The organism is Gallalistipes aquisgranensis, from assembly GCF_014982715.1.
GTDB classification, from domain to species: Bacteria; Bacteroidota; Bacteroidia; order Bacteroidales; family Rikenellaceae; genus Gallalistipes; species Gallalistipes aquisgranensis.
Genome location: NZ_JADCJY010000001.1, coordinates 1,140,843 through 1,164,076 on the forward strand (window position 1 = coordinate 1,140,843; position 23,234 = coordinate 1,164,076).

General features: G+C 51.4%; 25 protein-coding genes and 1 tRNA gene. 18 read left to right on the forward strand and 8 right to left on the reverse strand.

The window, feature by feature from the left end; genetic code table 11:
• Nucleotides 1-21: 21 nt before the first annotated feature.
• Entirely contained in the window at nucleotides 22-645 is a 624-nt protein-coding gene (gene udk, locus INF32_RS04425) for a uridine kinase (protein ID WP_226387199.1), read from the forward strand.
• Between the two features lie 74 nt (nucleotides 646-719).
• Nucleotides 720-1,223, forward strand: a complete 504-nt coding sequence (locus INF32_RS04430) for a flavin reductase family protein (RefSeq protein ID WP_226388100.1) — start codon at nucleotides 720-722, stop codon at nucleotides 1,221-1,223.
• A gap of 132 nt (nucleotides 1,224-1,355) precedes the next feature.
• On the opposite strand, the gene mutS is transcribed toward INF32_RS04430, so the two are convergent.
• The 3 genes from mutS to INF32_RS04445 form a co-directional block, all read right to left on the reverse strand.
• Nucleotides 1,356-3,959, reverse strand: a complete 2,604-nt coding sequence (gene mutS, locus INF32_RS04435; RefSeq protein ID WP_226388101.1) for a DNA mismatch repair protein MutS — start codon at nucleotides 3,957-3,959, stop codon at nucleotides 1,356-1,358.
• A 92-nt stretch (nucleotides 3,960-4,051) separates the two neighbouring features.
• Nucleotides 4,052-4,768, reverse strand: coding sequence for a head GIN domain-containing protein (locus tag INF32_RS04440; protein WP_226387200.1), 717 nt, complete (start codon nucleotides 4,766-4,768; stop codon nucleotides 4,052-4,054).
• A gap of 29 nt (nucleotides 4,769-4,797) precedes the next feature.
• Nucleotides 4,798-6,231, reverse strand: a complete 1,434-nt coding sequence (locus INF32_RS04445; RefSeq protein ID WP_226387201.1) for an ATP-dependent DNA helicase — start codon at nucleotides 6,229-6,231, stop codon at nucleotides 4,798-4,800.
• A gap of 63 nt (nucleotides 6,232-6,294) precedes the next feature.
• On the opposite strand from INF32_RS04445, the gene INF32_RS04450 reads away from it, so the two are divergent.
• From INF32_RS04450 to INF32_RS04480, 7 genes are all read left to right on the forward strand, one after another.
• A complete protein-coding gene (locus tag INF32_RS04450) occupies nucleotides 6,295-6,912 on the forward strand; it encodes a hypothetical protein (protein WP_226387202.1) in 618 nt (205 codons plus the stop codon).
• Entirely contained in the window at nucleotides 6,893-7,597 is a 705-nt protein-coding gene (locus tag INF32_RS04455) for a DUF3822 family protein (RefSeq protein WP_226387203.1), read from the forward strand. Before INF32_RS04450 ends, INF32_RS04455 begins: the two co-directional genes overlap by 20 nt.
• Nucleotides 7,598-7,607: 10 nt before the next feature.
• Complete coding sequence (locus INF32_RS04460) at nucleotides 7,608-8,141, forward strand: RsmD family RNA methyltransferase (protein ID WP_226387204.1); 534 nt, start codon at nucleotides 7,608-7,610, stop codon at nucleotides 8,139-8,141.
• Nucleotides 8,142-8,229: 88 nt separating this feature from the next.
• Nucleotides 8,230-8,306 (forward strand) — tRNA-Asp (locus INF32_RS04465).
• A 301-nt stretch (nucleotides 8,307-8,607) separates the two neighbouring features.
• Nucleotides 8,608-9,570: a site-specific integrase gene (locus INF32_RS04470; protein ID WP_226387205.1), complete on the forward strand. Its 963-nt coding sequence runs from the start codon at nucleotides 8,608-8,610 to the stop codon at nucleotides 9,568-9,570.
• Entirely contained in the window at nucleotides 9,570-9,794 is a 225-nt protein-coding gene (locus INF32_RS04475) for a tyrosine-type recombinase/integrase (protein ID WP_226388102.1), read from the forward strand. The genes INF32_RS04470 and INF32_RS04475 overlap by 1 nt, the downstream gene beginning before the upstream one ends.
• Nucleotides 9,795-10,389: 595 nt before the next feature.
• A complete protein-coding gene (locus INF32_RS04480; RefSeq protein WP_226387206.1) occupies nucleotides 10,390-12,429 on the forward strand; it encodes a hypothetical protein in 2,040 nt (679 codons plus the stop codon).
• A 228-nt stretch (nucleotides 12,430-12,657) separates the two neighbouring features.
• Here the strand turns inward: INF32_RS04480 and INF32_RS04485 are convergent, their stop codons facing one another.
• Together INF32_RS04485 and INF32_RS04490 are read right to left on the reverse strand one after the other, a co-directional pair.
• Nucleotides 12,658-13,155, reverse strand: coding sequence for a DUF6808 domain-containing protein (locus INF32_RS04485; protein ID WP_226387207.1), 498 nt, complete (start codon nucleotides 13,153-13,155; stop codon nucleotides 12,658-12,660).
• The gene (locus tag INF32_RS04490; protein ID WP_226387208.1) at nucleotides 13,152-13,394 is read right to left on the reverse strand and encodes a D-Ala-D-Ala carboxypeptidase family metallohydrolase; all 243 of its coding nucleotides are present in this window, start codon (nucleotides 13,392-13,394) and stop codon (nucleotides 13,152-13,154) included. The genes INF32_RS04485 and INF32_RS04490 overlap by 4 nt, the downstream gene beginning before the upstream one ends.
• Before the next feature lie 633 nt (nucleotides 13,395-14,027).
• Between INF32_RS04490 and INF32_RS04495 the strand changes: the two genes are divergently transcribed.
• The 3 genes from INF32_RS04495 (at nucleotide 14,028) to INF32_RS04505 (ending at nucleotide 15,600) form a co-directional block, all read left to right on the forward strand.
• Nucleotides 14,028-14,627: a hypothetical protein gene (locus INF32_RS04495; protein WP_226387209.1), complete on the forward strand. Its 600-nt coding sequence runs from the start codon at nucleotides 14,028-14,030 to the stop codon at nucleotides 14,625-14,627.
• Nucleotides 14,628-14,683: 56 nt separating this feature from the next.
• A complete protein-coding gene (locus INF32_RS04500) occupies nucleotides 14,684-15,094 on the forward strand; it encodes a DUF308 domain-containing protein (RefSeq protein WP_226387210.1) in 411 nt (136 codons plus the stop codon).
• A 77-nt stretch (nucleotides 15,095-15,171) separates the two neighbouring features.
• Nucleotides 15,172-15,600, forward strand: a complete 429-nt coding sequence (locus INF32_RS04505; protein WP_226387211.1) for a hypothetical protein — start codon at nucleotides 15,172-15,174, stop codon at nucleotides 15,598-15,600.
• Nucleotides 15,601-15,628: 28 nt separating this feature from the next.
• Here the strand turns inward: INF32_RS04505 and INF32_RS04510 are convergent, their stop codons facing one another.
• The gene (locus INF32_RS04510) at nucleotides 15,629-16,402 is read right to left on the reverse strand and encodes a hypothetical protein (RefSeq protein ID WP_226387212.1); all 774 of its coding nucleotides are present in this window, start codon (nucleotides 16,400-16,402) and stop codon (nucleotides 15,629-15,631) included.
• Nucleotides 16,403-16,484: 82 nt separating this feature from the next.
• Here INF32_RS04510 and INF32_RS04515 point away from each other — a divergent pair, with 82 nt between their 5' ends.
• The 5 genes from INF32_RS04515 to INF32_RS04535 all read left to right on the forward strand — a co-directional run bounded on the left by INF32_RS04515 (nucleotide 16,485) and on the right by INF32_RS04535 (nucleotide 20,647).
• Nucleotides 16,485-17,171, forward strand: coding sequence for a DUF2461 domain-containing protein (locus INF32_RS04515; protein ID WP_226387213.1), 687 nt, complete (start codon nucleotides 16,485-16,487; stop codon nucleotides 17,169-17,171).
• Nucleotides 17,168-18,034, forward strand: coding sequence for a glucose-1-phosphate thymidylyltransferase RfbA (gene rfbA, locus INF32_RS04520; RefSeq protein WP_226387214.1), 867 nt, complete (start codon nucleotides 17,168-17,170; stop codon nucleotides 18,032-18,034). Before INF32_RS04515 ends, rfbA begins: the two co-directional genes overlap by 4 nt.
• Nucleotides 18,035-18,046: 12 nt before the next feature.
• Nucleotides 18,047-18,616: a dTDP-4-dehydrorhamnose 3,5-epimerase gene (rfbC, locus tag INF32_RS04525; RefSeq protein WP_226387215.1), complete on the forward strand. Its 570-nt coding sequence runs from the start codon at nucleotides 18,047-18,049 to the stop codon at nucleotides 18,614-18,616.
• Complete coding sequence (gene rfbD, locus INF32_RS04530) at nucleotides 18,613-19,506, forward strand: dTDP-4-dehydrorhamnose reductase (protein ID WP_226387216.1); 894 nt, start codon at nucleotides 18,613-18,615, stop codon at nucleotides 19,504-19,506. The genes rfbC and rfbD overlap by 4 nt, the downstream gene beginning before the upstream one ends.
• A 97-nt stretch (nucleotides 19,507-19,603) precedes the next feature.
• Nucleotides 19,604-20,647, forward strand: a complete 1,044-nt coding sequence (locus tag INF32_RS04535; RefSeq protein ID WP_226387217.1) for a linear amide C-N hydrolase — start codon at nucleotides 19,604-19,606, stop codon at nucleotides 20,645-20,647.
• A 3-nt stretch (nucleotides 20,648-20,650) separates the two neighbouring features.
• Here the strand turns inward: INF32_RS04535 and ybaK are convergent, their stop codons facing one another.
• Together ybaK and INF32_RS04545 are read right to left on the reverse strand one after the other, a co-directional pair.
• A complete protein-coding gene (gene ybaK / locus INF32_RS04540; protein WP_226387218.1) occupies nucleotides 20,651-21,130 on the reverse strand; it encodes a Cys-tRNA(Pro) deacylase in 480 nt (159 codons plus the stop codon).
• Nucleotides 21,131-21,298: 168 nt separating this feature from the next.
• Nucleotides 21,299-21,880: an RNA polymerase sigma-70 factor gene (locus INF32_RS04545; protein WP_226387219.1), complete on the reverse strand. Its 582-nt coding sequence runs from the start codon at nucleotides 21,878-21,880 to the stop codon at nucleotides 21,299-21,301.
• 283 nt (nucleotides 21,881-22,163) lie between these two features.
• On the opposite strand from INF32_RS04545, the gene INF32_RS04550 reads away from it, so the two are divergent.
• Nucleotides 22,164-23,129: a FecR family protein gene (locus INF32_RS04550; RefSeq protein ID WP_226387220.1), complete on the forward strand. Its 966-nt coding sequence runs from the start codon at nucleotides 22,164-22,166 to the stop codon at nucleotides 23,127-23,129.
• Nucleotides 23,130-23,234 lie beyond the last annotated feature (105 nt).

The window sequence follows — 23,234 nt, forward strand, 5'->3', positions numbered from 1 at the left end:
CGAACGATAAAACCGGACAACATGTTCGACGTTACGGTCATAGGAGTCGCAGGAGGAACGGGATCGGGCAAAAGCACGCTGGTCAGGCGGTTGCAGGAGGCTTTTGCAGAGGACGAAGTGGTCACTCTGTGCCACGATTACTATTACAAAGGATACAAAAACCTCACGTACGAAGAGCGTACCAGACTGAATTACGACCATCCCCAGTCGTTCGACACGGAAATGATGGTCGAACACATCCGGACGCTCAAGGACGGGGTACCCATCGAACGGCCGGTGTACTCGTTCGTAGAGCACAACCGGCTCGAAGAGACGGTTCGGGTCATGCCATCGAAGGTACTGATTATCGACGGGATTCTGATCTTCGAGAACAAACAGTTGCGCGACTTGATGGACATGAAGGTGTACGTGGACACGGACGCCGACCTGCGGCTGGCGCGACGCCTGTTGCGGGACGTGAGGGAGCGGGGCCGCACGATGGAATCGGTCGTGGAGCAATATATCAACACGGTCAAACCGATGCACGAAGAGTTCGTGGAACCCTCCAAGAAGTATGCGGACGTCATCATTCCGGAAGGCGGCTTCAACTCGGTGGCGGTTTACATGTTAATCGAGAACATCAAATCCGTAATACGGTCGAAATAACGAATGTCAAACACAGGATGCCATTTCCGGAGGACATGTCCGGAGATGGCATTTCCGCATCCATCAAATACACGATGAACGCATTGAATCCCAAAGAGATTTCGGAAAAGGCGATCGGGCTGATCGCCGACCGCTGGATGCTGGTCACGGCCGGCACACGGAAACGCTTCAACACCATGACGGCCAACTGGGGCGGCATGGGTTACCTGTGGAACAAACCGGTAGTTTTCGTCTTCGTGCGTCCGAACCGATATACGTTCGGCTTCATGGAGGAGAACGAGACTTTCACCCTGTCGTTTCTGGGCGAAGAGTACCGCGAAGCTCTGAAAATATGCGGTACTCTTTCGGGACGGGACACGGACAAAGTGGCCCGGGCCGGATTAACGCCCGAATTCACGGAACAAGGCAACGTGACCTTCACCCAGGCCGACATGGTACTGGAGTGCCGCAAACTCTATGCCGACATGATCCGTCCCGAACGGTTCCTCGACCCGTCTCCCGACACGAAGTGGTACTCCGACGGGACATATCACAAAATGTACATCGCGGAGATCACCGGAGCCTGGAGACGTGAGTAGTTTCCGGTCTCTCCGAAAGAGCCCATGCTTGCAGACAGAATCAGTTCCTTAAACGAAGTATAGGAATAAACAGAAAACGAAGGAGGTGCGGAAATTTCCGCACCTCCTTCGTTTCACCCGAACGGCAATCCGTCAGATTCCGGCGATCTTTTTGATCTCGTTCAATTTATTCAGTGCTTCGAGCGGAGTGAGCGAGTCGATATCCAGACCTTTCACCTCATCGCGTATCTGAATCAACACCGGGTCATCCAACTGGAACATGCTCAACTGCATGCCTCCGACCGGCTCTTTCACATCGGTAATGTCCGATTTCATCGCCTCGCCGTCGGCAATGCCGGCCCCGGCCCGGTGGGCGGCCTCCAGGTCTTTCAGTACCTGCTCGGCCCGCTTCACCACCGAAAGGGGCATACCTGCCATACGGGCCACGTGGATACCGAACGAATGTTCCGTACCGCCCGGCTCCAACTTGCGCAGAAAAACGATGTTCCGGTCTATCTCCCGGACCGTCACATGGAAGTTCTTCACACGGGGATAGAGTTGCTCCATCTCATTGAGCTCGTGATAGTGCGTGGCGAAAAGGGTCTTGGCCCGAGCCTTGGGGTGCTGATGCAGGTACTCGACCATCGCCCATGCGATCGAAATCCCGTCGTAGGTGCTGGTACCCCGGCCGATTTCGTCCAGCAACACCAGACTGCGGTCGGAGATATTGTTCAGGATACTGGCCGATTCGAGCATCTCCACCATGAAGGTCGACTCTCCCTCGGAGATATTGTCGGAAGCCCCCACCCTCGTGAAAATCTTGTCTACGATACCGATCCGGGCCGAAGCCGCCGGTACGAAGCACCCCATCTGGGCCATCAGCACGATCAGAGCCGTCTGTCGCAACAGGGCCGACTTACCCGACATGTTGGGTCCAGTAATCATAATGATCTGCTGCTCCGTATCGTCCAGATAGACATCGTTGGGAATATACTGCTCTCCGACCGGCATCAGCGTCTCGATCACCGGATGACGTCCCTGCCGGATCTCGATCGCCTTTCCCTCGTCGAGTACCGGACGGCAATAGTGGCGTTCGACTGCGATACGGGCAAAAGAGAGCAGACAGTCGATACGGGCGATGACAGCCGCATCGTGCAAGAGAGGTTGGAGCCAGCCCGAAAGAAACGCGATCACCCCCGCATAGATCTGTTGCTCCAACACGAGCATCTTCTCCTCGGCGCCCAGAATCTTTTCCTCATATTCTTTCAGTTCGGCCGTAATGTAGCGTTCGGCCGAAGTCAGCGTCTGCTTGCGGATCCAGTTACCGGGCACCTTGTCCTTGTGGGCATTGCGCACTTCGATGTAGTAACCGAATACATTATTGAAGCTCACCTTGAGCGATGGGATACCGGTAGCCTCGCTCTCCCGCTGCTGAATCTCCGCGATCACGTCCTTGCCGTGAAGGGCGATCCGACGCAAGTCGTCCAGTTCCAGATTCACCCCGTCGGCAATCACCCCGCCCTTGGCGATCTGGTTCGAAGGATCGGGATAGATCTCCCGGGCAATCTTCTCCCGCACCTCCGGGCAAAGGTCGAGCTTCGAGGCCAGTCTCCTCAAGCCTTTGTCTCCCGATTTTTCCAGTACGGATTTCAGTTTTTCGACCGCATAGAGCGTGTTTTTCAACTGCACGATCTCCCGGGGCATCACGCGCTGGGCGGCGATCCGTGAAACGATCCGCTCCAGGTCGCCCACCAACTCCAACGCCTCGCCCGCCGCATCGCGCAGTTCGGCGTTGTCATGAAAACACTGCACCACGTCCAGACGCTCGTTCAACTGCTTTACATCCTTGACTGGCAGGGCGATCCACCGTTTGAGCAGGCGTCCCCCCATCGGGGAGACGGTGCGGTCGATCACTTCGGCGAATCCGCCCCGGTTGCGCGACCCGTTCGCGGAGAAAAGCTCCAGATTGCGGATAGTGAACTTATCCACCCACACGTAGCGGTCCTCGTCGATCCGCGAAATGGAAGCGATATGGCCGATATTCTTGTGTTCGGTAAATTCCAGATAGTAGAGAATGGCTCCCGCCGCCGCGATCGCACTGCCCATGCTCTCGATGCCGAACCCTTTCAGGGAGGTGCACCCGAACTGCTTGCAGAGTTTTTCCCGGTTGATCTCCTCGGAGAAAACCCACTCGTCAAGCCGGTAACTGTAGTATCTGCGCCCGAACTCCGTCCGGAAACGCTCTTCGCAACTGCGCTGATAGAGCACCTCTTTGGGAGCCAGATTCGAAAGCAGCTTGTCGATATACTCCGCACTCCCCTCCGCAGCATAGAATTCACCCGTGGAGACATCAAGGAAAGAGACTCCCGTACTCTTACGTCCGAAAAAGACTGCCGCCAGAAAAGTATTCCCTTTTGGGGAAAGCACGTTGTCGTCGAATGCGATACCCGGAGTGACCAGCTCGATCACTCCCCTCTTTACAATGGTCTTGGCAGTCTTGGGGTCCTCCAGTTGCTCGCAGATGGCCACCCGTTCGCCCGCCCGCACCAGTTTGGGCAGGTAGGTGTCCAGTGCATGATAAGGAAAACCGGCCAACTCCACCGACGAGGCGGAACCGTTGGCCCGGCGGGTGAGGGTTATTCCGAGGATACCGCTGGACCGGATGGCATCGTCGCCGAACGTCTCGTAAAAATCCCCCACCCGGAAAAGCAGGATTGCATCGGGATGTTGGGCCTTGGCGGCATAATATTGTTTCATCAGGGGAGTCTCCACATACTTCTTCCCCGGTCTCTTCTCTTCTGTCGTTTGCGTAGCCAAAATATTTTCCGAAATTTATATAATTTGAGATTCTACTCCTTCCTCTTCAGGGAGGCCCCCGAACGTACAGCGACCCTGTGGGCTTCACCCCCGCCGTCGTAAACGACCCTCGCACCACCGGAGGCCGTCACATCTATCCCGCGGGAGGCGTATACCCGCACCAGAGCGCCCGAAGCAGCCCGGCAGGCGACATTCCCGGCCTGCAGGGCCTCGCACCGCACCTGGGCACCGCCGACAGCTTCGGTCACAAGCGAATCGCATACGCCCTCCAGCCGGACCGTACTGCCCGAGCTGGCGGAAAGGATCAGAGCCGTGCAGTGCAACCCGCCCCGCACATTCCCTCCCGAAGCGGCTCCGATCCGCAAGATGTCGGCCCGGTAATCCTCCGGCAACCGGAGGGCTGCCCCGTCCGCCACCGTAAACGAACGATACTCTTTCCTCGGCACGTAGACGGTCGCACGCTCCTTTCTGCGGGAAGTCATTCCGCCCTCCGGTCGTTGCCGGACACCGATCTTCAACGTATCCCCGTCCACTTCGATTTTCAGCAGGGACATCATCCCCCTTCCTGCCACAACCGTCACTCCGTCCACTCCGGAGGAAACGACTGTCTCGATCCCATCGGAAACGGAAACGGCTCCGAAACCGAAAAGATCGCTTCGCCGCACGCTGTCCCGTTCAGCCGCACAGGCACAACTCAAATAAAGGGAACAAAGCCCCAGGCAACACAGAATTACCGAATGTTTTTTCATGGCGAGCACCATTTGTTTCACAAATATAACTAATTTTTCGATTCCCCACCGCCGAAAAAGCGCTCGTCGAAATTCACCAGATAGAGCCTTTCGGTGGCGCGGGTCAAGGCCGTGTACAGCCAGCGCATCAGATCGCGGCTCATCGGCTCGTCGCCGAAAAGCACGCGGTCCACGAAGACCGCCTTCCACTGTCCGCCCTGCGCCTTGTGACAAGTGACGGCATAGGCGAATTTGATCTGCACAGCATTGAAATGGGGGTTTTCCCGCACCTCCTTATACCTTTTAATTTTACTCTTGATATCGGCATAGTCCTCGGCGACGGAATGGAACAGCCGGCTGCTCTGCTCCTTCGTAAGCGAAGGGGATTCGGAAGCGATCGTATCGAGCAGAATCCGGCACTCGATCTCCGTGTCGTCGTAATCGGGAAACGTGAGCCGCGCTTCGGCGAAACGGAAGCCGTAGAGCTCCTCGAAACGCCGGATACGGTCCAGCCGGGCAATGTCGCCGTTGGCGATGAACTCCATCCGACGCTCTTCGATCCGCTCGGTGTAGTGATAATTGTTTTTCACCACCATCAGCATATCGCCCGACTCGATCTCCTCCTCGGCATAGAGCACGTAACGCCGGATTCCTTCGTTGAAACGGTTGGCCCGCCGATTCGATCGCGTAATGACGATCGTCTCGTCCCTTCCGTATTTCCCGTAACACTCCTCGACGGCCTCCATGAATTCGCTTCCGTCGATCGCCTTCACATCGGGATACGACATCTCGAACAGAGGCGGTTCGTAGATACCCGCCTCCAGCATGCAACGGACCATCGTGGCATTGAAAAGTATTCCCGAATCGACCTCCTGCCTCACCACTTCGTCCAGCGACACGTACTCCACCGGGCCGTATCCCTCCATGTGCCCGGGATCGAGCGCCGGACTCCGGTCGTGCCCCACGGGAGGCAACTGCGCGTCGTCCCCCACCAGCACCAGACGGCAACGCACCCCTTCGCGCACATACCGTACCAGATCGTCGAGTAGAGAACCCGACCCGAACATGTCGTTGTCTGAAGCATAGTTGGAGAGCATCGAAGCCTCGTCCACGACGAAACAGGCATCCTTCTCCCGGTTGATGTCCAGCGAAAAACGCGCCTCCTCGGAGGCCAGCGTCCGCTGCCGGTATATCCTTTTATGGATCGTAAGAGCCTTCTCCCCCGTGTAGCGGGCCATCACCTTGGCGGCACGCCCGGTCGGAGCGAGCAGCACAGGCTTTATTTTCAACGACTTAAGCGTCTTGACAAATGATGCGATCAGCGTGGTCTTACCGGTTCCGGCATATCCGTTCAGAATGAAAATCCGGGAAAAGTCGGGATCACACAGATAGTCCGCAAACTTTTCTATTATTTTTTTTTGACCAAATGTTGGTTCAAATCCAAAATTACTGTAAATTTGAGACGCAATATGTTCGTTCAGCATAAGACGTTGTGTTTTTTGCGGCGGCTGTTGGAATCGCGTTACAAACTTAAATTAAAAATAGAAATGAAAAAAGTAATTCAGATCGTTCTTGCCGTTGTGATCATCATTCTCGGCTACATTCTCGTCGACCAGATCGTAACCCCCCTGCGTTTCCAGGCCGAGCAGACCCGGCGTGAGGCAGCCATCATCGAGCGCCTCAAGGATATCCGTACGGCAGAACGGGCTTACAAACAGCTCTATCAGCAATACACCGGCAGCTTCGACACCCTCATCCACTTCCTGCTGAACGACTCGCTGGAGTATGAGAAAGCCATCGGTTCGGCCGATGACTCGCTTGCCGTAGCCAAAGGTCTTGTAAAACGCGAAAAATTCAAAGTGGCCGCCATCGACACCGTATTTGGAGCCAAGAAACTCTCACCCGAGGCAATCCGGAACTTCCCCTTCATTCCTAACGGCATCGACAATGCCAAATTCTATCTGGAAGCAGGAGTGTTCACCACGGAATCGGGCGTTGTCGTTCCCGTTTTTGAAGTCCGCGCCCCCTATAAGCTCTACCTGAGCGATCTGGATGCACAGGAACTGCGCAATCTGGTAGACGACCGGGAAAAACTCGACAAGTACCCCGGGCTGAAAGTAGGTGCCATGGATCAAGCGACCAACGATGCCGGAAACTGGGAATAACACGACTTGCGGCACAAAAAAACTGTCCATCCGGTTATCGCCGGATGGACTTTCTTTTCTGGTGCAGGGAGACCGTGCTCCCCTCTGCGGTTTCATCGCCGGAACATCCGGTCCCGAAACCGTTGGGAAACTGGCGAAAAAAAACGCTCCAGGACGAACGGACGGCCCGGTGAATGTCCTGCTGGAGACGTTGAAGACCGTCGCCGTGCCGACTTCGATATTTGAAGAGGAGACCGCGACCTCCTATCTCGCCGTCAATTCATTGATGCCGGCCCACGATGAAACGGCCGTCGTTTCGCCCGAAGCGGGTGGTGTCCGCTGCGTGATGGTTTGGAACACGGACACACTTCGCGCGCTGTACGATCATTGGGGTAACTCAGTCCGCTTCTATTCCCCCTTGCAGCAGGGGATCGCAACCGTCGGGGAACAAGAGGTGCTGATCGGACTGGGCCGGCATCTGCTCTGCCTCGTTTTCCGCGACAGCCGCATACGGTATGCGGAGATGCTTCCATTTCAAGGCGTCGCCGACCTTTTGTATTACATGGGACACTTGCATACACTGTTCGACCTGTCGAAAGCGAAGGTCCGGCTTACAGGACTTGGAGCCGCACAACTGGCAAAAGAGTTGCGGCACCATTATATAAATATGACAGCCGACGAATCCCCCCGATTCATGTATCTCTAAATTTGACGAAATGCGTATCATCAGCGGCAGACTCAAGGGTCGGACCATCCAACCGCCCAAAAACCTTCGGGCACGCCCCACCACGGACTTTGCCAAAGAAAACCTGTTCAACGTACTGAGCAACCGGATCGACTTCGAAGGACTCGATGTACTGGATCTGTTCGCAGGAACGGGATCGATTAGCTACGAATTCGCCTCCCGCGGGGCCGAAAGCGTGATTGCGGTCGAAATCAACACCGTGCACTACAACTTTATCCGTCAGACCGCAGACCGATACGGATTGGAGAATCTCCACCCGATCAAGGCCAACGCATTTCTCTACCTGAAAAATTGCGACAAGCGGTTTGACATCATTTTTTCCGATGCTCCGTACGACCTGGAAGCTTCCGATCGGGTCATCGACCTGGTTTTCGCCCGGGAACTGCTGAAGCCGGAGGGAATATTGATTTTCGAACATTCGAAAAAGTTCGATTTTAGCATCCATGCAAAGTTCTACGGATCAAGGTCTTACGGAAGCGTACAATTTTCCCTCTTCAAAAATTAAAGATTTTTTTGCATATTGATAAATTTGTATTACATTTGCACTGCAAAACCGGAGAAACGACACGGATTTATAAGTTCTAAAACCAAACGGTGTGGTAGTTCAGCTGGTTAGAATACCTGCCTGTCACGCAGGGGGTCGCGGGTTCGAGTCCCGTCCATACCGCCAAAGTCTAAGTCAACTCTAAGACAAAGGCAAGCAAAATTAAGCCAAAAACCTTTTGAAAGCAAGTTTCAGAAGGTTTTTTCTTTTTTTATCCGACATCTTTGGGCCTTTTTCAAGACATTTCCCTGTCATACGAAATCACCTAAATCGTAACATGATCGGATTTTTTCAAAATCATGTTACGAATATACAGGTAACTTAATGATTAATAAGTCCTTATGTTGTCTGCTTATTGTCTTTTGGGTGTCTGTGTTTGATCCGTGTCAGTTAATTATTATTGTAAAACTATTGAACGGAGAACATTATGGGAAGAAGTAGTTTTGAAATCCTGTTTTTCACACGAAAAGACACAGGTAAAAAAACGGGGAAGAACCTAATCATGGCTCGAATTTCTGTAAATGGATTAAAACCCGTACAGGTAAGCCTTAAATTATCAGTTACCCCAAAACTTTGGGATCAAAGGACACATCGTGCAATCGGTCGATCTTCTGAAGCTGTCGAATTAAATGCTATGCTCGACGGGGTACAAGCACGATTCATTAATATTCATAATGATCTTGTAAAACGAGGAGAGGATATTTCACCCGAAATACTCAAAAACCTTTTTCTCGGCAAAAATGCAACCCCGACCTTACTGGAATATTTTAAAGAGCGATTAACTGAAAAAGAAAAATTGGTCGAGGCCGGTCGGTTAAAGAAAGTAACGAAAGACAAATTCGACCGGACGATCAGATATATCATGGCCTTTATGCACTCTGATTTACAAATCAGGGACATTCGCTTTAATCAAATTACGCTCGATTTCATTGAAAAGTTTAATGTCTATTTATTGTCAACTCAGGGTTTGACATACAATAGCGCAGCAAAACATTTGGAGCACTTACAATGGACTGTCAATAAAGCGTTCCAAAACGGAATGATGCCTCGCAATCCCTTTAATGATTTCAGGATCAAAAAGACCGAAACCAAAAAAGAATATTTGAATAAATATGAATTAGGGAAAATCTTATCTAAGAAATTTGCCTCTGAACGTATAGAGAAACTACGGGATGTATTCATTTTCTGCTGCTTTACGGGATTATCGTACAGCGATGCACAAAAAGCAACTGTCGATAATTTATCAAGAGAAAACGATGGTCGACTATGGTTGATTACATATAGAAATAAAACAGAAGTCAAATCGACGGTCTTACTACTCGATATTGCCATAAAAATACTCGATAAATATGCTGAACATAGAAAAAAACCGGACGACTACTGCCGGTAATCAGCAATCAAAAATGTAATGAATACCTGAAGGAGATTGCCGACGTGTGCGGAATAAAAAAACACCTCAAATTTCATTGCTCCCGCCACACATGGACAATGATAGCTGCCGAACTGGAGATTCCCAAAGAGACCATTGCCGCCACACTCGGGCACGGAGGAAACGAGGTAACCGACATATACATCCGTTTCGACCAGAAGAAGGTCGACCGTGCCATCAGATAGGTGATCGACGCGGTGAACGGAATAGCAGACCCAGTATGATGAGAGGTGCCCAAAACCCTTTCATTTTCGTCTGTTGCCACCACGTCAACTCGCGTTCAATTTCGATCGTCTCCGTTTTACCTTGTCTCTATAGATAACACTGTCCCCGATATACCTCCTCTTTTTCGGTGGGTACGGGCCACTTCTGTGGCTTATTGGCGGATGAATGGAAACGATCCGCGGGATTAATCTGCGCGTCTGAAATGGCAAAAGAGGACTCCAGATGGCTCGTTGTGTCTCGCACAGTCTAACGCTTACTGTTATCGGAGCCGGATAACCTCTGGACTATGATTGGAGCGAATTTTCCCTTTATCGGATAAATCCAGGATTGTCTCCCGTTCACTTCTTGGTGTCGAAAACGATACCACTTGCAGAAAACAGGTTACGGCCGATCGGCTTGTCTGAAAAATCGAGAGGGTTTTGTCTGAAAAACGGACAAATGGAAGTATGGATTCGCAGATTGTTTGTATTTTCGGAAATTCCGACGTACCTTGCTGGAACGATCCGCCGTTGGCGGATGTCTTGGTGAACTATAACTTGCTCAAACTTTCTAATGATGAAATGTTTACTCGCCTATCCGCTACTGGCAGGAGCCTTGTTGTTGGGGGCCTTTTCCAATCCGCACTGCGGGGGAAAGAATATCCCTGCCGAAAACCCGGAGTACCGAGACATTTTTCCCGACACCTGGGTGGCCAACGATGCCCTGAACCGTAAAATGCCCGCTTACGAGGAGGTCGGTCCCGTGAAGACTGATCAACGCCGCGTGGTCGGTATTTTCTACATTACCTGGCATACCCAGAAATTGGGTGACGGTGACGGAGTATACGATGCCGATGTGACCAAAATCCTCGAAAAGGATCCCGAAGCCCGCTTGGATGCCAAACATCCGCTTTGGAGATCCCCCTCCTACCACTGGAGCGAGCCTGAAATGGGTTATTTCCTAAGTCAGGATGAATGGGTGATCCGCAAGGATATGTCGATGCTGGCCGATGCCGGCGTGGACGTATTGGTGATGGACGTGACTAATGCCGTACGTTACTGGGACGAATGGGAGGTGATTTTCTCCACCATGCAGCAGATGAAAGCCGAAGGCAATAAAGTTCCAAAATTCTGCTTCTGGGCATTCAACGGGCCAGTAATCACCGTAGTCCAAGATCTTTACGATCGTATTTATAAGAAATCCCGATTTCGGGATCTGTGGTTTTACTGGGACGACAAACCCCTGCTACTTTACAATGGCGACCCGACCCGCGACGCTAACACCACCTCGCTGAAGCATCCCAATCGCCATTATGATCCGGCTGCGGCCACCGATCCTGACCATCCACACTACAAGGATCCCGATTACGCCAACGAATTCTATACAGACTATACCAAAGAGGTGAAAGAGTTTTTTACGCTGCGAACCATGTGGTGGGGCTATTACAAATGGGGCGACAAACGCTTCGTGGGTACTGAAGACAACTGGAGTTTCGGATACAGCCTGGCCGAAGATTCGGTCAAGGTGATGAAACCCGCACAGTTACTTTCCCGACACAATGGCAAGGGAGAACAGGCTGCTATCACCCCGGCCCAGCATCCGGTGGTTATGAATCCGAAAGATTCGGTGGGCGTCGGCAAGTCGTGGACCCGCGAACGGGGCGAGCCCAGACTCAACGAGTACGATATGCCGGAACCCACTTATGTTCCCTGGTTGGGTAAGACAGTGAAAAACCCTGAAAACTACGGGATCTATTTCCAAGAGCGCTGGGACGAGATGATCCCGACCAACCCCGAATTCATCTACATCAATGACTGGAACGAATGGACCGCCGGAAAATATCATCCCGAAGGCGGCGGAACAACGAGGTGGCTGGGCCGCGAAAGCCCTTTCTTCTTTGTAGACCAGTACAATGCCGAATTCAACCGCGGTATTCAGCCGGTCAAGGGTGGTTACGGGGACAACTACTACATGCAGATGGCCCAAAACATTCGCAGATACAAAGGCGTACGCCCTATTCCGGAATTGTACGGTTACCGGAAGATCGATCTTGACGGATCATTCGATCAGTGGAACGCAAACCCTGTGGAATACCGTGACACCCAAGGCGATACCTTCCATCGCAACGCCATCGGCTATGCAGGCATCCGCTACATCAACAAATCGGGACGCAACGACATTGTAACCAGCAAGGTGATTGTCGACAAAAAAAATATTTATTTCTATGCCGAAACAGCTGAAACGCTAACTCCGCACACGGATGACAACTGGATGCTACTGTTGATAGACGCCGATAAGAATTCGGATACCGGATGGTACGGCTACGATTTCATCATCAACAAAAACGTGAAGAACGACACTCAGACCTCCCTGATGCGTTACGACGAGGCCCGAACGGATTGGATAAAGGTGGCCAATGTCGTTTTTCGCTACCAAGGTAACAAACTGATGATTTCGGTTCCACGCAAGGTATTGGGTCTGGAAGGAAACAGTTTTGCATTCGATTTTAAATGGAGCGACAATACAGCCGATCTGAATGATCCGATTTCGCTCTGCCTCAACGGTGACACCGCCCCCAACCGCCGTTTCAATTATCGTTGCATCTGGAACAGGTAAGCCTCTTTCGGGGTACCTACCTATCGTTTCGAACCCGCCCGTTTGTTCCTGGCAAATTTATAGTTCGCTCTAATAATGTCTGATGGTTCTGATTTCGTTGCTGCGGAGAAGGACAAGAGTTTGTGTTTCACGAAAAAATGCATGGAATATTCCTTGCATTTTTTTCATCGGACGTCCCCAATCCATTTCGTTTATTTCCTGTGTACATGTCCGCTCGGTGGGCGACGGCTACCACACGAGTAAGTCATATTGAATCCTATGCCAAAATAGGACGTGTACCAGCCTCGATTTCCCGTCCCAGGCTCCTACCCCATATCCGGCCTGCACGCCGATTCCCCAGCGGGTTTTCCTGACCGTTTCACGGGTTACGTACTGAGTGACCGTTTTCGTCTTGGGATAGACCTCCATTTCCACCAGCGCCGGGTGCCATCCTTCCACCACGGCCCTGTACTCCTCCGTTTCGTATTCCTTCCGTTCAATAGGAACGAGTACCCGGACAGTATCTGAAACATAGACTGTATCAGCTGCTGAGCGTAACCAACAGGTGTCTATCCGAGCCACATATACCTTTCGGGGAACAGGTACCGTATCACGAATCGTATCGACGCGGATTACCGTATCCGGCACCGGTAACTCCAACGGCCGATTCCGTTCATATCGCCGCCCCAGAAGAAAGAATCCCAGGCAAAAAAAGACGGCTGCAACTACAGGAATCGCTGTTTTCATTTCAGATGCAGGATTTGTTTCCGGTTATTGTCAGAATACGAGACATGCAGCCAAGTGTAATTCCTTTCGTCGATCAGCTGATCGAACGCCAACCCCGAAGTGCGGATCAGTTCGAACAACTTGCGGTTATCCTCCGGATTGCCGACCGTAATGTCGGCCGCCTCGCCCTTTACGTGCTGGGACGAGGGAACCCCATTCACCGCTTCATTCAGACGTGGCGATCGGAAACCGCTGGTCACTGTAATCCGCCTCTTCCCCGGTTGTCACCGCAGTGGCCGTCAGACTACTCTTCTCCCCCGTCTCATTGTCCACCAGACGGGGAAACACCGCGAATAAAGGATTTTTCGGCACCGAATACTGCACATGAGTCCGGTCGCCCGTCCGAAACCGTTGCTCATAAACTGCATCTGTCTGAAATCCGAGCCGCCAGCCGTCTTCGAAATTCAGCGAACTGAATCTGGATATGGATATAGAGATCATAAATTTGGTTTTATCCCCACAAATTTACCGCTCCCACGCCCCTCTCGCACCATATTCCTCCTCCCGGTTATTTACATTGCCCCTCCGCATTTTTTACATCTGGCATCCCCTGTTTTTTTCCACCGGTATCGCCGCCTGCGATACCGACCGGAGAACATCAGGAAAATATTTTGCAAATCACAAAAGAATCGACTATTTTTCGGTAACGTTAACTCAAAAATCTGGAAATTATGAAAAAAATATACCTTTCTTTTATTATCATTATATTAGTTTGCTGGTCATGCACCTATCAGTCCAGATATAATCACCAACAAAGAGCTTTTGATAACTTTCTTTTAAACAACAATCTGGCTCTATCCCATTCTCAAAACGATCTTCAAAAAGTCGAATTTATGAACAAGTTCGAGCATGATTTGTTTCGCTATGTGGATTCTGCCAGACTGTTCATAAACTGGCAAGGGCAAATCAGTGATATTAAATACCGGGAAAATAGTACAGCCGTTGAATTTATTATCTCATACAAACCGGAAAAGTATCGAAAAATTAGTTTTTACTGCACACATTTCATTGATCCCGATAGTCTGCAAAATGACTACATATACAATAGTTTGAAAAACATTTCAAATTATTCAACCGTATATTTCGACGGGATCATTCGCACCAATTCCAACGAAACAGTTAAATATCATTTCGGCTCACCCGGAAATGATTTAAACATACCTTATCCAAGCTTCGAATTTTCCATTATTGATATTGGGACAACAAGCCGTAGCGATTCTTTGTCTGTTAATCTGCAAAATGCCATAGACTGTAACAACAAGATGATAGATGTGATCAATTTAAATCATCATAAAAAGATTAGTAATAAAGAACTAAAAGAACGCTATAAAAAATTAGAATATGAATTTGACAAAGCAGAGACCAAATTAACAAAACAAGAAAGGGATTATCTAAACCGAGTAATTAAAGCAATGGTTCTAAATCTTTCTTGATCGATATAGTCGTTATCAACAAACAATAAATAATCTTTAAGTAAAAGAACAACTCTATGGAAACTTTTGCACTAATTACCGGAATCGTTTTTATCGTATTTGGCATTCTGCAAATAATCCTATTTTTCAAAATTTGGGGAATGACAAACGATGTCAAAAGAATATCGGAATACGTGAAACCGAAGCTCCCAAAAGATAATTGTTTCTCGGATTTAATGGCTACTGCCAAGAAAGACATTTATATTGGAGATGTGGAAAAAGCCAAAAGAAATCTTCTGGGGTACAAATTCGATCTCTTAAAAGAGAATAAATATGCTAACATTAATGCACTTGGTATAAACGACAAACTAATCAAACAAATAGACGAATTATTAGCCACCATCGACAAGGACCCAAGCACTGAATCCACGTCAGAAAAAAATGTAATTCAAGAAATTAAGAATGATATTCCACCACACAATAAATAGATTTGCCCTGAATGTAAAAAGGAAATTGAAAACGAAACGGACATGTGTTACTATTGCGGATATATCATCTCAAAATAATGAAAGTTGTGCAAAAAATTCTACTAATATTAGTCTTAACTACATTTGTTGCTTGTAAGCACAAATACGAGTACAAAGAATATAAAATATCCAAAGATTACTATGGAAATCTTGAATGGGAAACGGAATTAAAAACAATAAAAGCAACCGATGATAATGATGCATTAAGCGAAGCTCATATCCGTTTTACCTCAAGTATTACAGTCAACAATATGATTAGCCAGAATCTTGATATTTTTTGCATTCCAGTAACTTACTTTATCCGGAATAAAGACTACAAAATTATCGGAAGTGCATGGGCTGATTCAACCTATAAATATACCGATAGTTTAAATATGGCCTTGATAAAAGAAATGTGTGAAAAGTGCGATAAACACGAAATTGATATAATGCTCCAATCCATACCCTATTTTGACCAGCTAAATTAACACTGCCAAAAAAACAAGGGAGAGTAAATTACTCTCCCTCTCCAATTACCGCATGCAGTCTCCATGTCGTCTCCGTCTCGTGGGCGTAGTTCTTCATCACTTCGATAATATACCCTTTCAACTGTCTCCCTTTATAAGTGAAGTAGACAAGGCCGTCTCGAATGTCCTGCGGCGGTAGTCCTTGCCAATTGCCCGTGGCGAAATTGTACTCTATCGGGCTGAACAGGTGTTTCGTGATCAGTTGGTTTTCTCGCATATTTTCACCCAAAACATACTTATCAGGCTCATATTCAACCATAAACTCCGCCTCCTTACACATGTCCGTCGCCGTATAGGTAATCCGGTCGGTAATCACTCCGATCAGGCTCTCGTTATACTTCACCAGATAGTACGGATTGAAACGGGCATTGAATGTATCCACATTAAAACCGGGAGCATTGTCCACACTCCCGGGATCGACGACATACGCCCGGGCCCGGGTGACAATCCCTTTGTACTCCGTATAATATCCCCCTTCCTCATTGAACACCATGTCCACCACGAAAATATCGTTGTCCGACTTCTCGTCTTTCGTAATATTGGCCCGCTCCTGACAAAGCAGTTCGATTCCTATTGAATCGGCCCGGTAAGGACTGATCAACTCCAGCCGGTTTTCGTCTTTGGCCGTGTAGCCGGTCGTATACTCGAACGTGCCGTTCGCCTCGAAGCGTCCGTTCACCTTATCGTAGTCCTGCTTGTCGTACCCGACGCTGATATTGGTGTATGCATGCGTGTTGTCAGACTCAACTATCAGGTCGGCCACTCACAAGTAGACAAACCGACCTGAGAGCCTTCCGATTCCGTCAAACTTTCTTATCTTTGCAGGAAAAGGAATCCAGATACGCATGGAAAACGTACTCGCTTTTCTGAGGGAACTCAGCAGACACAACGACCGGAAATGGTTCGAAGAGCATAGGGCCCGTTACCGCGAGGTGCAGGAGACATTCAACCGCTTTACGGAACGGCTGATCGACGGCATCGTTTCGTTCGATCCGTCGGTCCGGGGGCTCACTGTCGGAGAATGCATCTACCGCATCTACCGCGACACACGTTTTTCTCCCGACAAACGTCCCTACAAAACCCATATGAGCACCTACATCTGCCCGCACGGAAAAAAATCGGGATTCGGCGGCTACTATTTCCATGTAGAACCGGAAGGAATCGGAGGGCTCATCGGCGGGAGCATGCTTTCCGTGGGGCTTTACCGACCCGAAACGAACGCGGCCCGCAGTATCCGAGAGGAGATTCTGGACCACGGAGAGGAATTCTCAGCCGCGATAAAAAAGGCCCGGGGCTTCCGGCTCAACCGCGAAAACATGCTGAAACGGGTTCCTGCCGGATTTCCCACCGACAGCCCGCAGGCCGATCTGTTCCGCCTGAAGGACTTCTATCTGGACAAACCGCTCCGCGAGAGCGACATGGGAAGAGAAAGACTGTTGGCCGAAACCCTGCGGGAATTCCGTAGCGCACGGGATTTTCTGGAGAGAGTCAACCGGGCGGTCGCCTACGCCCACGAAGAGATGCAGCCATGAAAGGAATCGTTCTGGCCGGAGGCAGCGGCACCCGCCTCTACCCTGTCACCAAAGGGGTATCGAAACAACTGCTGGCAGTTTACGACAAACCGATGATCTACTATCCGCTCTCGGTGCTGATGCTGGCCGGTATCCGCGAAATACTGGTCATCTCCACACCGGAAGACCTCCCATCGTTCCGGCGACTGCTGGGTGACGGAAACGATTGGGGGCTGCGGCTCGAATATGCAGAACAGCCTTCACCGGACGGGCTGGCCCAAGCCCTGCTGATCGGAGCGGAATTCATCGGCGGCGACGACCTTTGTCTCGTACTGGGTGACAACCTGTTCTACGGACAAAGTTTCACCCGCATGCTGTCCGACGCCGTCCGCCATACGGAGCAACGGAGGGAAGCCACCATATTCGGTTACCGGGTAGACGATCCAGGACGCTATGGCGTGGTAGAGTTCGACGACAGGGGCCGTGCCCTGAGCATCGAGGAAAAACCTGTCAGGCCGCGCTCCGATTATGCCGTGGTAGGCCTCTACTTCTATCCGAACGATGCGGTGGAGATCGCCCGAGGGATCACTCCCTCGGCACGGGGCGAACTGGAGATCACATCTGTCAACCAGACCTTCCTCGAACAAAACCGGCTCAGCGTACAGCTTCTGGGCCGGGGATTCGCATGGCTTGATACGGGCACCCACGATTCGCTCAGCGAGGCTTCGACCTTCATCGAAGTGATCGAGAAACGGCAGGGGCTGAAAGTCGCCTGCCCCGAGGAGATCGCGTTCCGGCAAGGATGGATCGACCGGGAGCAACTCCGGCGACTGGCCGAACCGATGCGACAGAACCCCTACGGCCAATATCTGCTGAAACTGTAACGCCATAGATTCATGAAAGTCATCCCCACGAAAATAGAGGGTCCCGTAGTGATCGAGCCGGATATCTTCGGCGACGGACGGGGATATTTTTTTGAAAGTTTTTCGCAGCGACGTTTCGCCGAAGCTCTTTGTAACATCCGCTTCGTGCAGGACAACGAATCGAAATCCCGCTACGGTGTGGTGCGGGGACTGCATTACCAACTGCCTCCCGCGACACAGTGCAAACTGGTGCGGGTCGTCTGCGGCCGGGTGCTCGACGTGGCGGTCGATATCCGGCGGAACTCGCCCACTTTCGGACAGTACGCAGCCGTGGAGCTGAGCGGAGAAAACCACCGTCAGTTCTTCATTCCGCGAGGATTCGCCCACGGATTCGCCGTTCTGAGCGAAGAAGCCATATTCCAATACAAATGCGACACCTTCTACGATCCTGAGCGGGAAGCCGGCATCGCCTACGACGACCCGCAAATCGGCATCGACTGGGGCCTGCCCGCCGAAGACATCGTCCTTTCGGAAAAGGACCGCCGCCACCCTCCCCTTTCGCGGGCTTTCCTGTTCGACGATCCGCAAATACTCTCCCGATGAAAATAGCGGTCACCGGCAGCCAGGGCCAGTTGGGCCTCACCTTGGGACGGATATCATCCGAATATCCCCGCCACGAATTCATCTTCGCGGACAGACAGGAGGCCGACATCACCGATCCGGCCGCTCTCCTCCGCTTTCTGGAACGCACACAGGCCGAAGCCGTCATCAACTGTGCCGCCTACACGGCCGTGGAACAGGCCGAAAACGACAGGGAAACGGCTTCGCGCATCAATGCGGCAGGACCGACCCTACTCGCCCGGATGGCCCGCCAAAAAGGAATCCCCCTAATCCATTTCTCGACCGACTACGTCTTTCCCGGCAACCTGAACCGCCCCCTGCGGGAAGAGGACCCCACCGGCCCGCTGAACGTTTACGGCCAGACCAAACTGACCGGAGAACGGGCCGTACTGGAGAGCGGATGCAGGGGCGCCGTTCTGCGTACCTCATGGCTCTACTCGGAGTTCGGCCACAATTTCGTCCTTACCATGCTCCGGCTGGGCCATGAAGGAGTCTCTCCCCGGGTGATCTGCGACCAGATCGGTTCTCCCACCTATGCCGCCGACCTGGCCCGTGCGGCCGTGGAACTGCTCGGGCAAGGTACTCCCGGCATGGAACTTTACCATTACAGCGACGAAGGCTCCCTGTCATGGTATGACTTCGCGCAGGAGATTTTCTCCCGGGCCAGGCTTTCCGTTCGGGCGCAGGCTATTGCCTCGGCCGACTACCCGTCCACCGTCGCCCGTCCGCCGTACAGCGTCCTGTCCAAGGAGAAGATCGCCGGAAGAGGTATTCCGGTTCCCTGCTGGACTGAATCATTACAATGCTGCCTGGACCGCATCGCCCGACTCCATGCACACGCCCCGGGACAGCGTCCTTCCGGCCGGATCTAAAAAAATCCACACGATCCGTTCCGGCTCCGACCGGCGAAGAAAGAATACGGCCCGAATCTTGCACGGGACACAGCGAATCGACCAAATCCATCGCGACATGAAAACATTCGCTTACTTGGGCGCATCAGCCGCCGCCCTGCTACTCACGACTTCCCACACACCTATACAGGGCTGTACCCGGGCCGTCTACCTCGGTCCCGACGGAATGGTGGTCACGGGACGCACCATGGACTGGAGAGAGGATCTCCGTACCAATCTCTACCTCTTTCCCCGGGGCATGGAACGTTCGGGTGCCGATTCGGGCAAAACCCTGCACTGGATTTCGAAATACGGCAGTGTCATCGCCGCCGGCTATGACATCGGCACCTCGGACGGCATGAATGAAAAAGGGCTCGTAGCCAACCTGCTCTACCTGACCGAGTCGGTCTATACCCGACCGGACGACACCCGACCCGTGCTGGGCATCAGCATCTGGGCTCAGTACGTGCTGGACAACTTCGCCACGGTACGGGAAGCCGTCGCCGCACTCGAAGGAGACACGTTCCGCATCGACGCCCCCGACATGCCCAACGGCGCCCGCTCCACCATGCATCTGGCCATCTCCGATCCCACAGGCAACAGCGCCATTTTCGAGTACCTGGACGGCAAACTGATCATTCACGAAGGACGCCAGTACCAGATAATGACCAACTCCCCCAGTTATGACCGCCAGATCACCCTCGACGACTACTGGCAGCAGATCGGCGGTCTGGTCATGCTCCCCGGTACGAACCGGGCTTCGGACCGTTTCGTCCGAGCATCGTTCTACATCAATGCCGTTACGCAGACTTCCGATCCGCATCTGGCCGTGGCAGGAGTGTTCAGTGTCATGCGGAACGTATCAGTCCCCCTGGGCATCACCACGCCCGACCAACCGAACATTGCTTCGACCCGCTGGCGCACCGTATCGGACCAGAAAAACCGGATATACTATTTCGAATCCACTCTGAGCCCCGACATCTTCTGGGTGTCGTTCGACAAACTCGACTTTTCTGCCGGAGCTCCCGTCCGTAAACTGACACTCACCGGCGGAGAGATCTATGCGGGCGATGCAGCCGGCGAATTCGCACCCGCGCCACCCTTCAAGTTTCTCTTCGAATAACGGTCAGAAAAGATCTGTCACCGAGGCATGTACCAATCCGATCAGATCCGCCGGAGCCACCTCGATCTGAAGTCCCCGCACTCCCGCACTTACGTAAATATGTCCGCAGTCGAGGCAACTCCGGTGAATGAAAACGGGATAGTCCCGCTTCATGCCCACCGGCGAGCAGCCACCCCGCACGTAACCCGTGAGAGGCAGTAATTCTCTGACATGAATCATGGCGGCACTCTTGTTTCCGGAAACCTTTGCAGCCAGTTTCAGATCGACTTCGGCATTCCCGGGCACGACACAGACGAAGATTCCCGTACGGTCGCCTCGAAGGACCAACGTTTTGAAAACATAGCGTATATCCTCGCCCAACTGTTCTGCCACATGAACTGCATCCAGATGCTCCTCATCCACTTCATAGGGCACCAGACGATATACGATCCCCGCCCGGTCGAGCAGCCGGGCGGCATTCGTCTTGTTGATTTTTGCACTCATAACCCACTTGTTTTCCCTGGCAAAGGTAGAAAATAATCCGCCACACAGCTATCCTTCCACACCATTATCGTCTGCACCGAACTCGATCCCTAACGGGTTCGGCCGTATCCGCGTTTATTATCAAAGCACCAGAACGGATGACTCAAGGAAGGTTCCGGTCCATCGAATCTACCGGAAATGTCGCAGGAGCAAGTCGATAGTACAAAAGATGATATATGCCGGCAGATAGTCTTTAAGCGCCTCTTTCAATGCGTCCAATGCCTTTTTAAGTTCGTATTTTACCCTGCGTTCGGAAATGTGGAAACGCTCCGCGATCTCTTTGATGCTCAATTCTTCGGTACGACTGGCAAGAAAGACATCACGCATCAGCGAAGGCATGGACTCCAATCGCCGTCGCATAATTTCGACGACCTCTTCGGCATGGAGTTCTTCGGTCGTATTGTTTTCCAAACTGGCAAGATGATATGCCAGCATACGTTCGTTTGCGTTCTGCAGGTTCTTATGGACCCGGGAGTGTATCCGAAGGGAACGCAGATGCTCCAGGCATTGTTTTTTGATCGTTCCCACGATGTACCGCCGCGGGTCGGTATCCTCGGGAAGCATGTTTCTGCGGAGCCACCAGGAAACGAAAGAATCCGTGACAATATCTTCGGCCACGGCCGTATCCTCCACATACGACCGGGCTATGACGATGAAATTGGTCCGGTATCTGACGTAGAGCCGGTTGAATATTTCCGTATCGGGACTCATGCTTTCGAGCGTATTTCGTCGCTGATTTGTCGTGTCAAAGTTACATAATTTTTTTGACGGTCGTTTCCTGAAAATAACAGGGATTTGTTTTTGCAAATATGCAAAATTTTTAATATACGGCAATTATTAAAATATTTCGGATATTTTCTAAAAATATTTATTTGTAAAAAAACATCCGTTTTTTGTCCTTTTACCTTTTTTATGCAATATAAATAAAAGGATTGAAAAGAATGACAGCCGGAACGGTCGGCAAAATCCGGAAAATGAGTAAATAATATTTAGAATGAAATCTACGGATATACTGAAATATCTTGAAGGCAAAAGTTCGGATGCGGAAAAAGAAAAACTTGTGGAGTGGCTGGATGCCTCGCCCGAGCATGTAAAAGAGTTCGAGGACATCCGTTTCGTCTTCGAGATGACAAAGATATACGATCAGGAGCTCGGGGAAATAGCGGCGGAACCGAACGGTAAATTCGTAAAGGTATGGCTTGCGGAGCGCTTTCCGCGTGTCATACGGCGCATGGCCGGAGTGGCCGCAGCGGTAGCGCTCGTTTTCGGAGCCGGTTATCTGGCGCATCTTCGGACCGTCGATCAGATTTCGTCGCAACTCACCTCTTTGACGGTTCCGGCTGGACAACGGTTGAATATCACATTGACGGACGGTTCCCGTGTCTGGCTCAATTCGGGAGCCCGCCTCGAATATCCGACAGTCTTCGGACGTCATGAACGCATGGTAAAACTCACGGGTGAAGCGATGTTCGAGGTGGAACACGATACGGAACACCCGTTTATCGTGCGGACATTCGCTTCCGATGTGGAGGTACTGGGCACCCGATTCAATGTCGCCGCCGATGAAGAATCGCAAAGTTTTTCGACGACTTTGCTGGAAGGGGTTCTCCGCCTGACCGAACGGAGAACGCGGACCGGAGTCGTGCTGAACTCCGGGGATGAAGCGCATTGGCTGAACGGCAGTTTCGCCGTCGGTAAAGCACGTGATTTCGATGCCGTATGTTGGACGGAAGGGTTGATCAGCGTCCGCGGCCAGTCGTTCGAAGAATTGATGCGGAAATTCGAAAAAGCCTACAACGTGCGTATTGAAATCGCCCGCCGGACCATGCCGGTCATCGGTTTCGAGAGCGGGAAGATCCGTATCTCCGACGGCATTGACCATGCACTACGGGTATTACAATACACTTCGGATTTTACGTTCACGCACGATCTGAAAAACAACGTCATCACGATCCATTAGCAAGAAATCCTTACCGCATAACTAACTTATAACTAACTTAAAATTTTGACCATATGACCTGAATCCGTTGAATGCCGGCAGGGAGCCACAAAAAAATACCTGCGG

What these genes read in the sequence shown, in the direction of transcription:
- INF32_RS04485 (WP_226387207.1), bottom strand. Translation starts at nt 13,155, where the DNA reads ATGAAAACAGCGATTCCTGTAGTTGCAGCCGTCTTTTTTTGCCTGGGA.
- INF32_RS04440 (WP_226387200.1), bottom strand. Translation starts at nt 4,768, where the DNA reads ATGAAAAAACATTCGGTAATTCTGTGTTGCCTGGGGCTTTGTTCCCTT.
- INF32_RS04550 (WP_226387220.1), top strand. Translation starts at nt 22,164, where the DNA reads ATGAAATCTACGGATATACTGAAATATCTTGAAGGCAAAAGTTCGGAT.
- rfbD (WP_226387216.1), top strand. Translation starts at nt 18,613, where the DNA reads ATGAAAATAGCGGTCACCGGCAGCCAGGGCCAGTTGGGCCTCACCTTG.
- INF32_RS04545 (WP_226387219.1), bottom strand. Translation starts at nt 21,880, where the DNA reads ATGAGTCCCGATACGGAAATATTCAACCGGCTCTACGTCAGATACCGG.
- INF32_RS04450 (WP_226387202.1), top strand. Translation starts at nt 6,295, where the DNA reads ATGAAAAAAGTAATTCAGATCGTTCTTGCCGTTGTGATCATCATTCTC.
- INF32_RS04535 (WP_226387217.1), top strand. Translation starts at nt 19,604, where the DNA reads ATGAAAACATTCGCTTACTTGGGCGCATCAGCCGCCGCCCTGCTACTC.
- udk (WP_226387199.1), top strand. Translation starts at nt 22, where the DNA reads ATGTTCGACGTTACGGTCATAGGAGTCGCAGGAGGAACGGGATCGGGC.
- INF32_RS04500 (WP_226387210.1), top strand. Translation starts at nt 14,684, where the DNA reads ATGGAAACTTTTGCACTAATTACCGGAATCGTTTTTATCGTATTTGGC.
- INF32_RS04470 (WP_226387205.1), top strand. Translation starts at nt 8,608, where the DNA reads ATGGGAAGAAGTAGTTTTGAAATCCTGTTTTTCACACGAAAAGACACA.
- INF32_RS04430 (WP_226388100.1), top strand. Translation starts at nt 720, where the DNA reads ATGAACGCATTGAATCCCAAAGAGATTTCGGAAAAGGCGATCGGGCTG.
- INF32_RS04480 (WP_226387206.1), top strand. Translation starts at nt 10,390, where the DNA reads ATGAAATGTTTACTCGCCTATCCGCTACTGGCAGGAGCCTTGTTGTTG.
- INF32_RS04460 (WP_226387204.1), top strand. Translation starts at nt 7,608, where the DNA reads ATGCGTATCATCAGCGGCAGACTCAAGGGTCGGACCATCCAACCGCCC.
- rfbA (WP_226387214.1), top strand. Translation starts at nt 17,168, where the DNA reads ATGAAAGGAATCGTTCTGGCCGGAGGCAGCGGCACCCGCCTCTACCCT.
- INF32_RS04445 (WP_226387201.1), bottom strand. Translation starts at nt 6,231, where the DNA reads ATGCTGAACGAACATATTGCGTCTCAAATTTACAGTAATTTTGGATTT.
- mutS (WP_226388101.1), bottom strand. Translation starts at nt 3,959, where the DNA reads ATGAAACAATATTATGCCGCCAAGGCCCAACATCCCGATGCAATCCTG.
- INF32_RS04455 (WP_226387203.1), top strand. Translation starts at nt 6,893, where the DNA reads ATGCCGGAAACTGGGAATAACACGACTTGCGGCACAAAAAAACTGTCC.
- INF32_RS04505 (WP_226387211.1), top strand. Translation starts at nt 15,172, where the DNA reads ATGAAAGTTGTGCAAAAAATTCTACTAATATTAGTCTTAACTACATTT.
- rfbC (WP_226387215.1), top strand. Translation starts at nt 18,047, where the DNA reads ATGAAAGTCATCCCCACGAAAATAGAGGGTCCCGTAGTGATCGAGCCG.
- ybaK (WP_226387218.1), bottom strand. Translation starts at nt 21,130, where the DNA reads ATGAGTGCAAAAATCAACAAGACGAATGCCGCCCGGCTGCTCGACCGG.
- INF32_RS04515 (WP_226387213.1), top strand. Translation starts at nt 16,485, where the DNA reads ATGGAAAACGTACTCGCTTTTCTGAGGGAACTCAGCAGACACAACGAC.
- INF32_RS04495 (WP_226387209.1), top strand. Translation starts at nt 14,028, where the DNA reads ATGAACAAGTTCGAGCATGATTTGTTTCGCTATGTGGATTCTGCCAGA.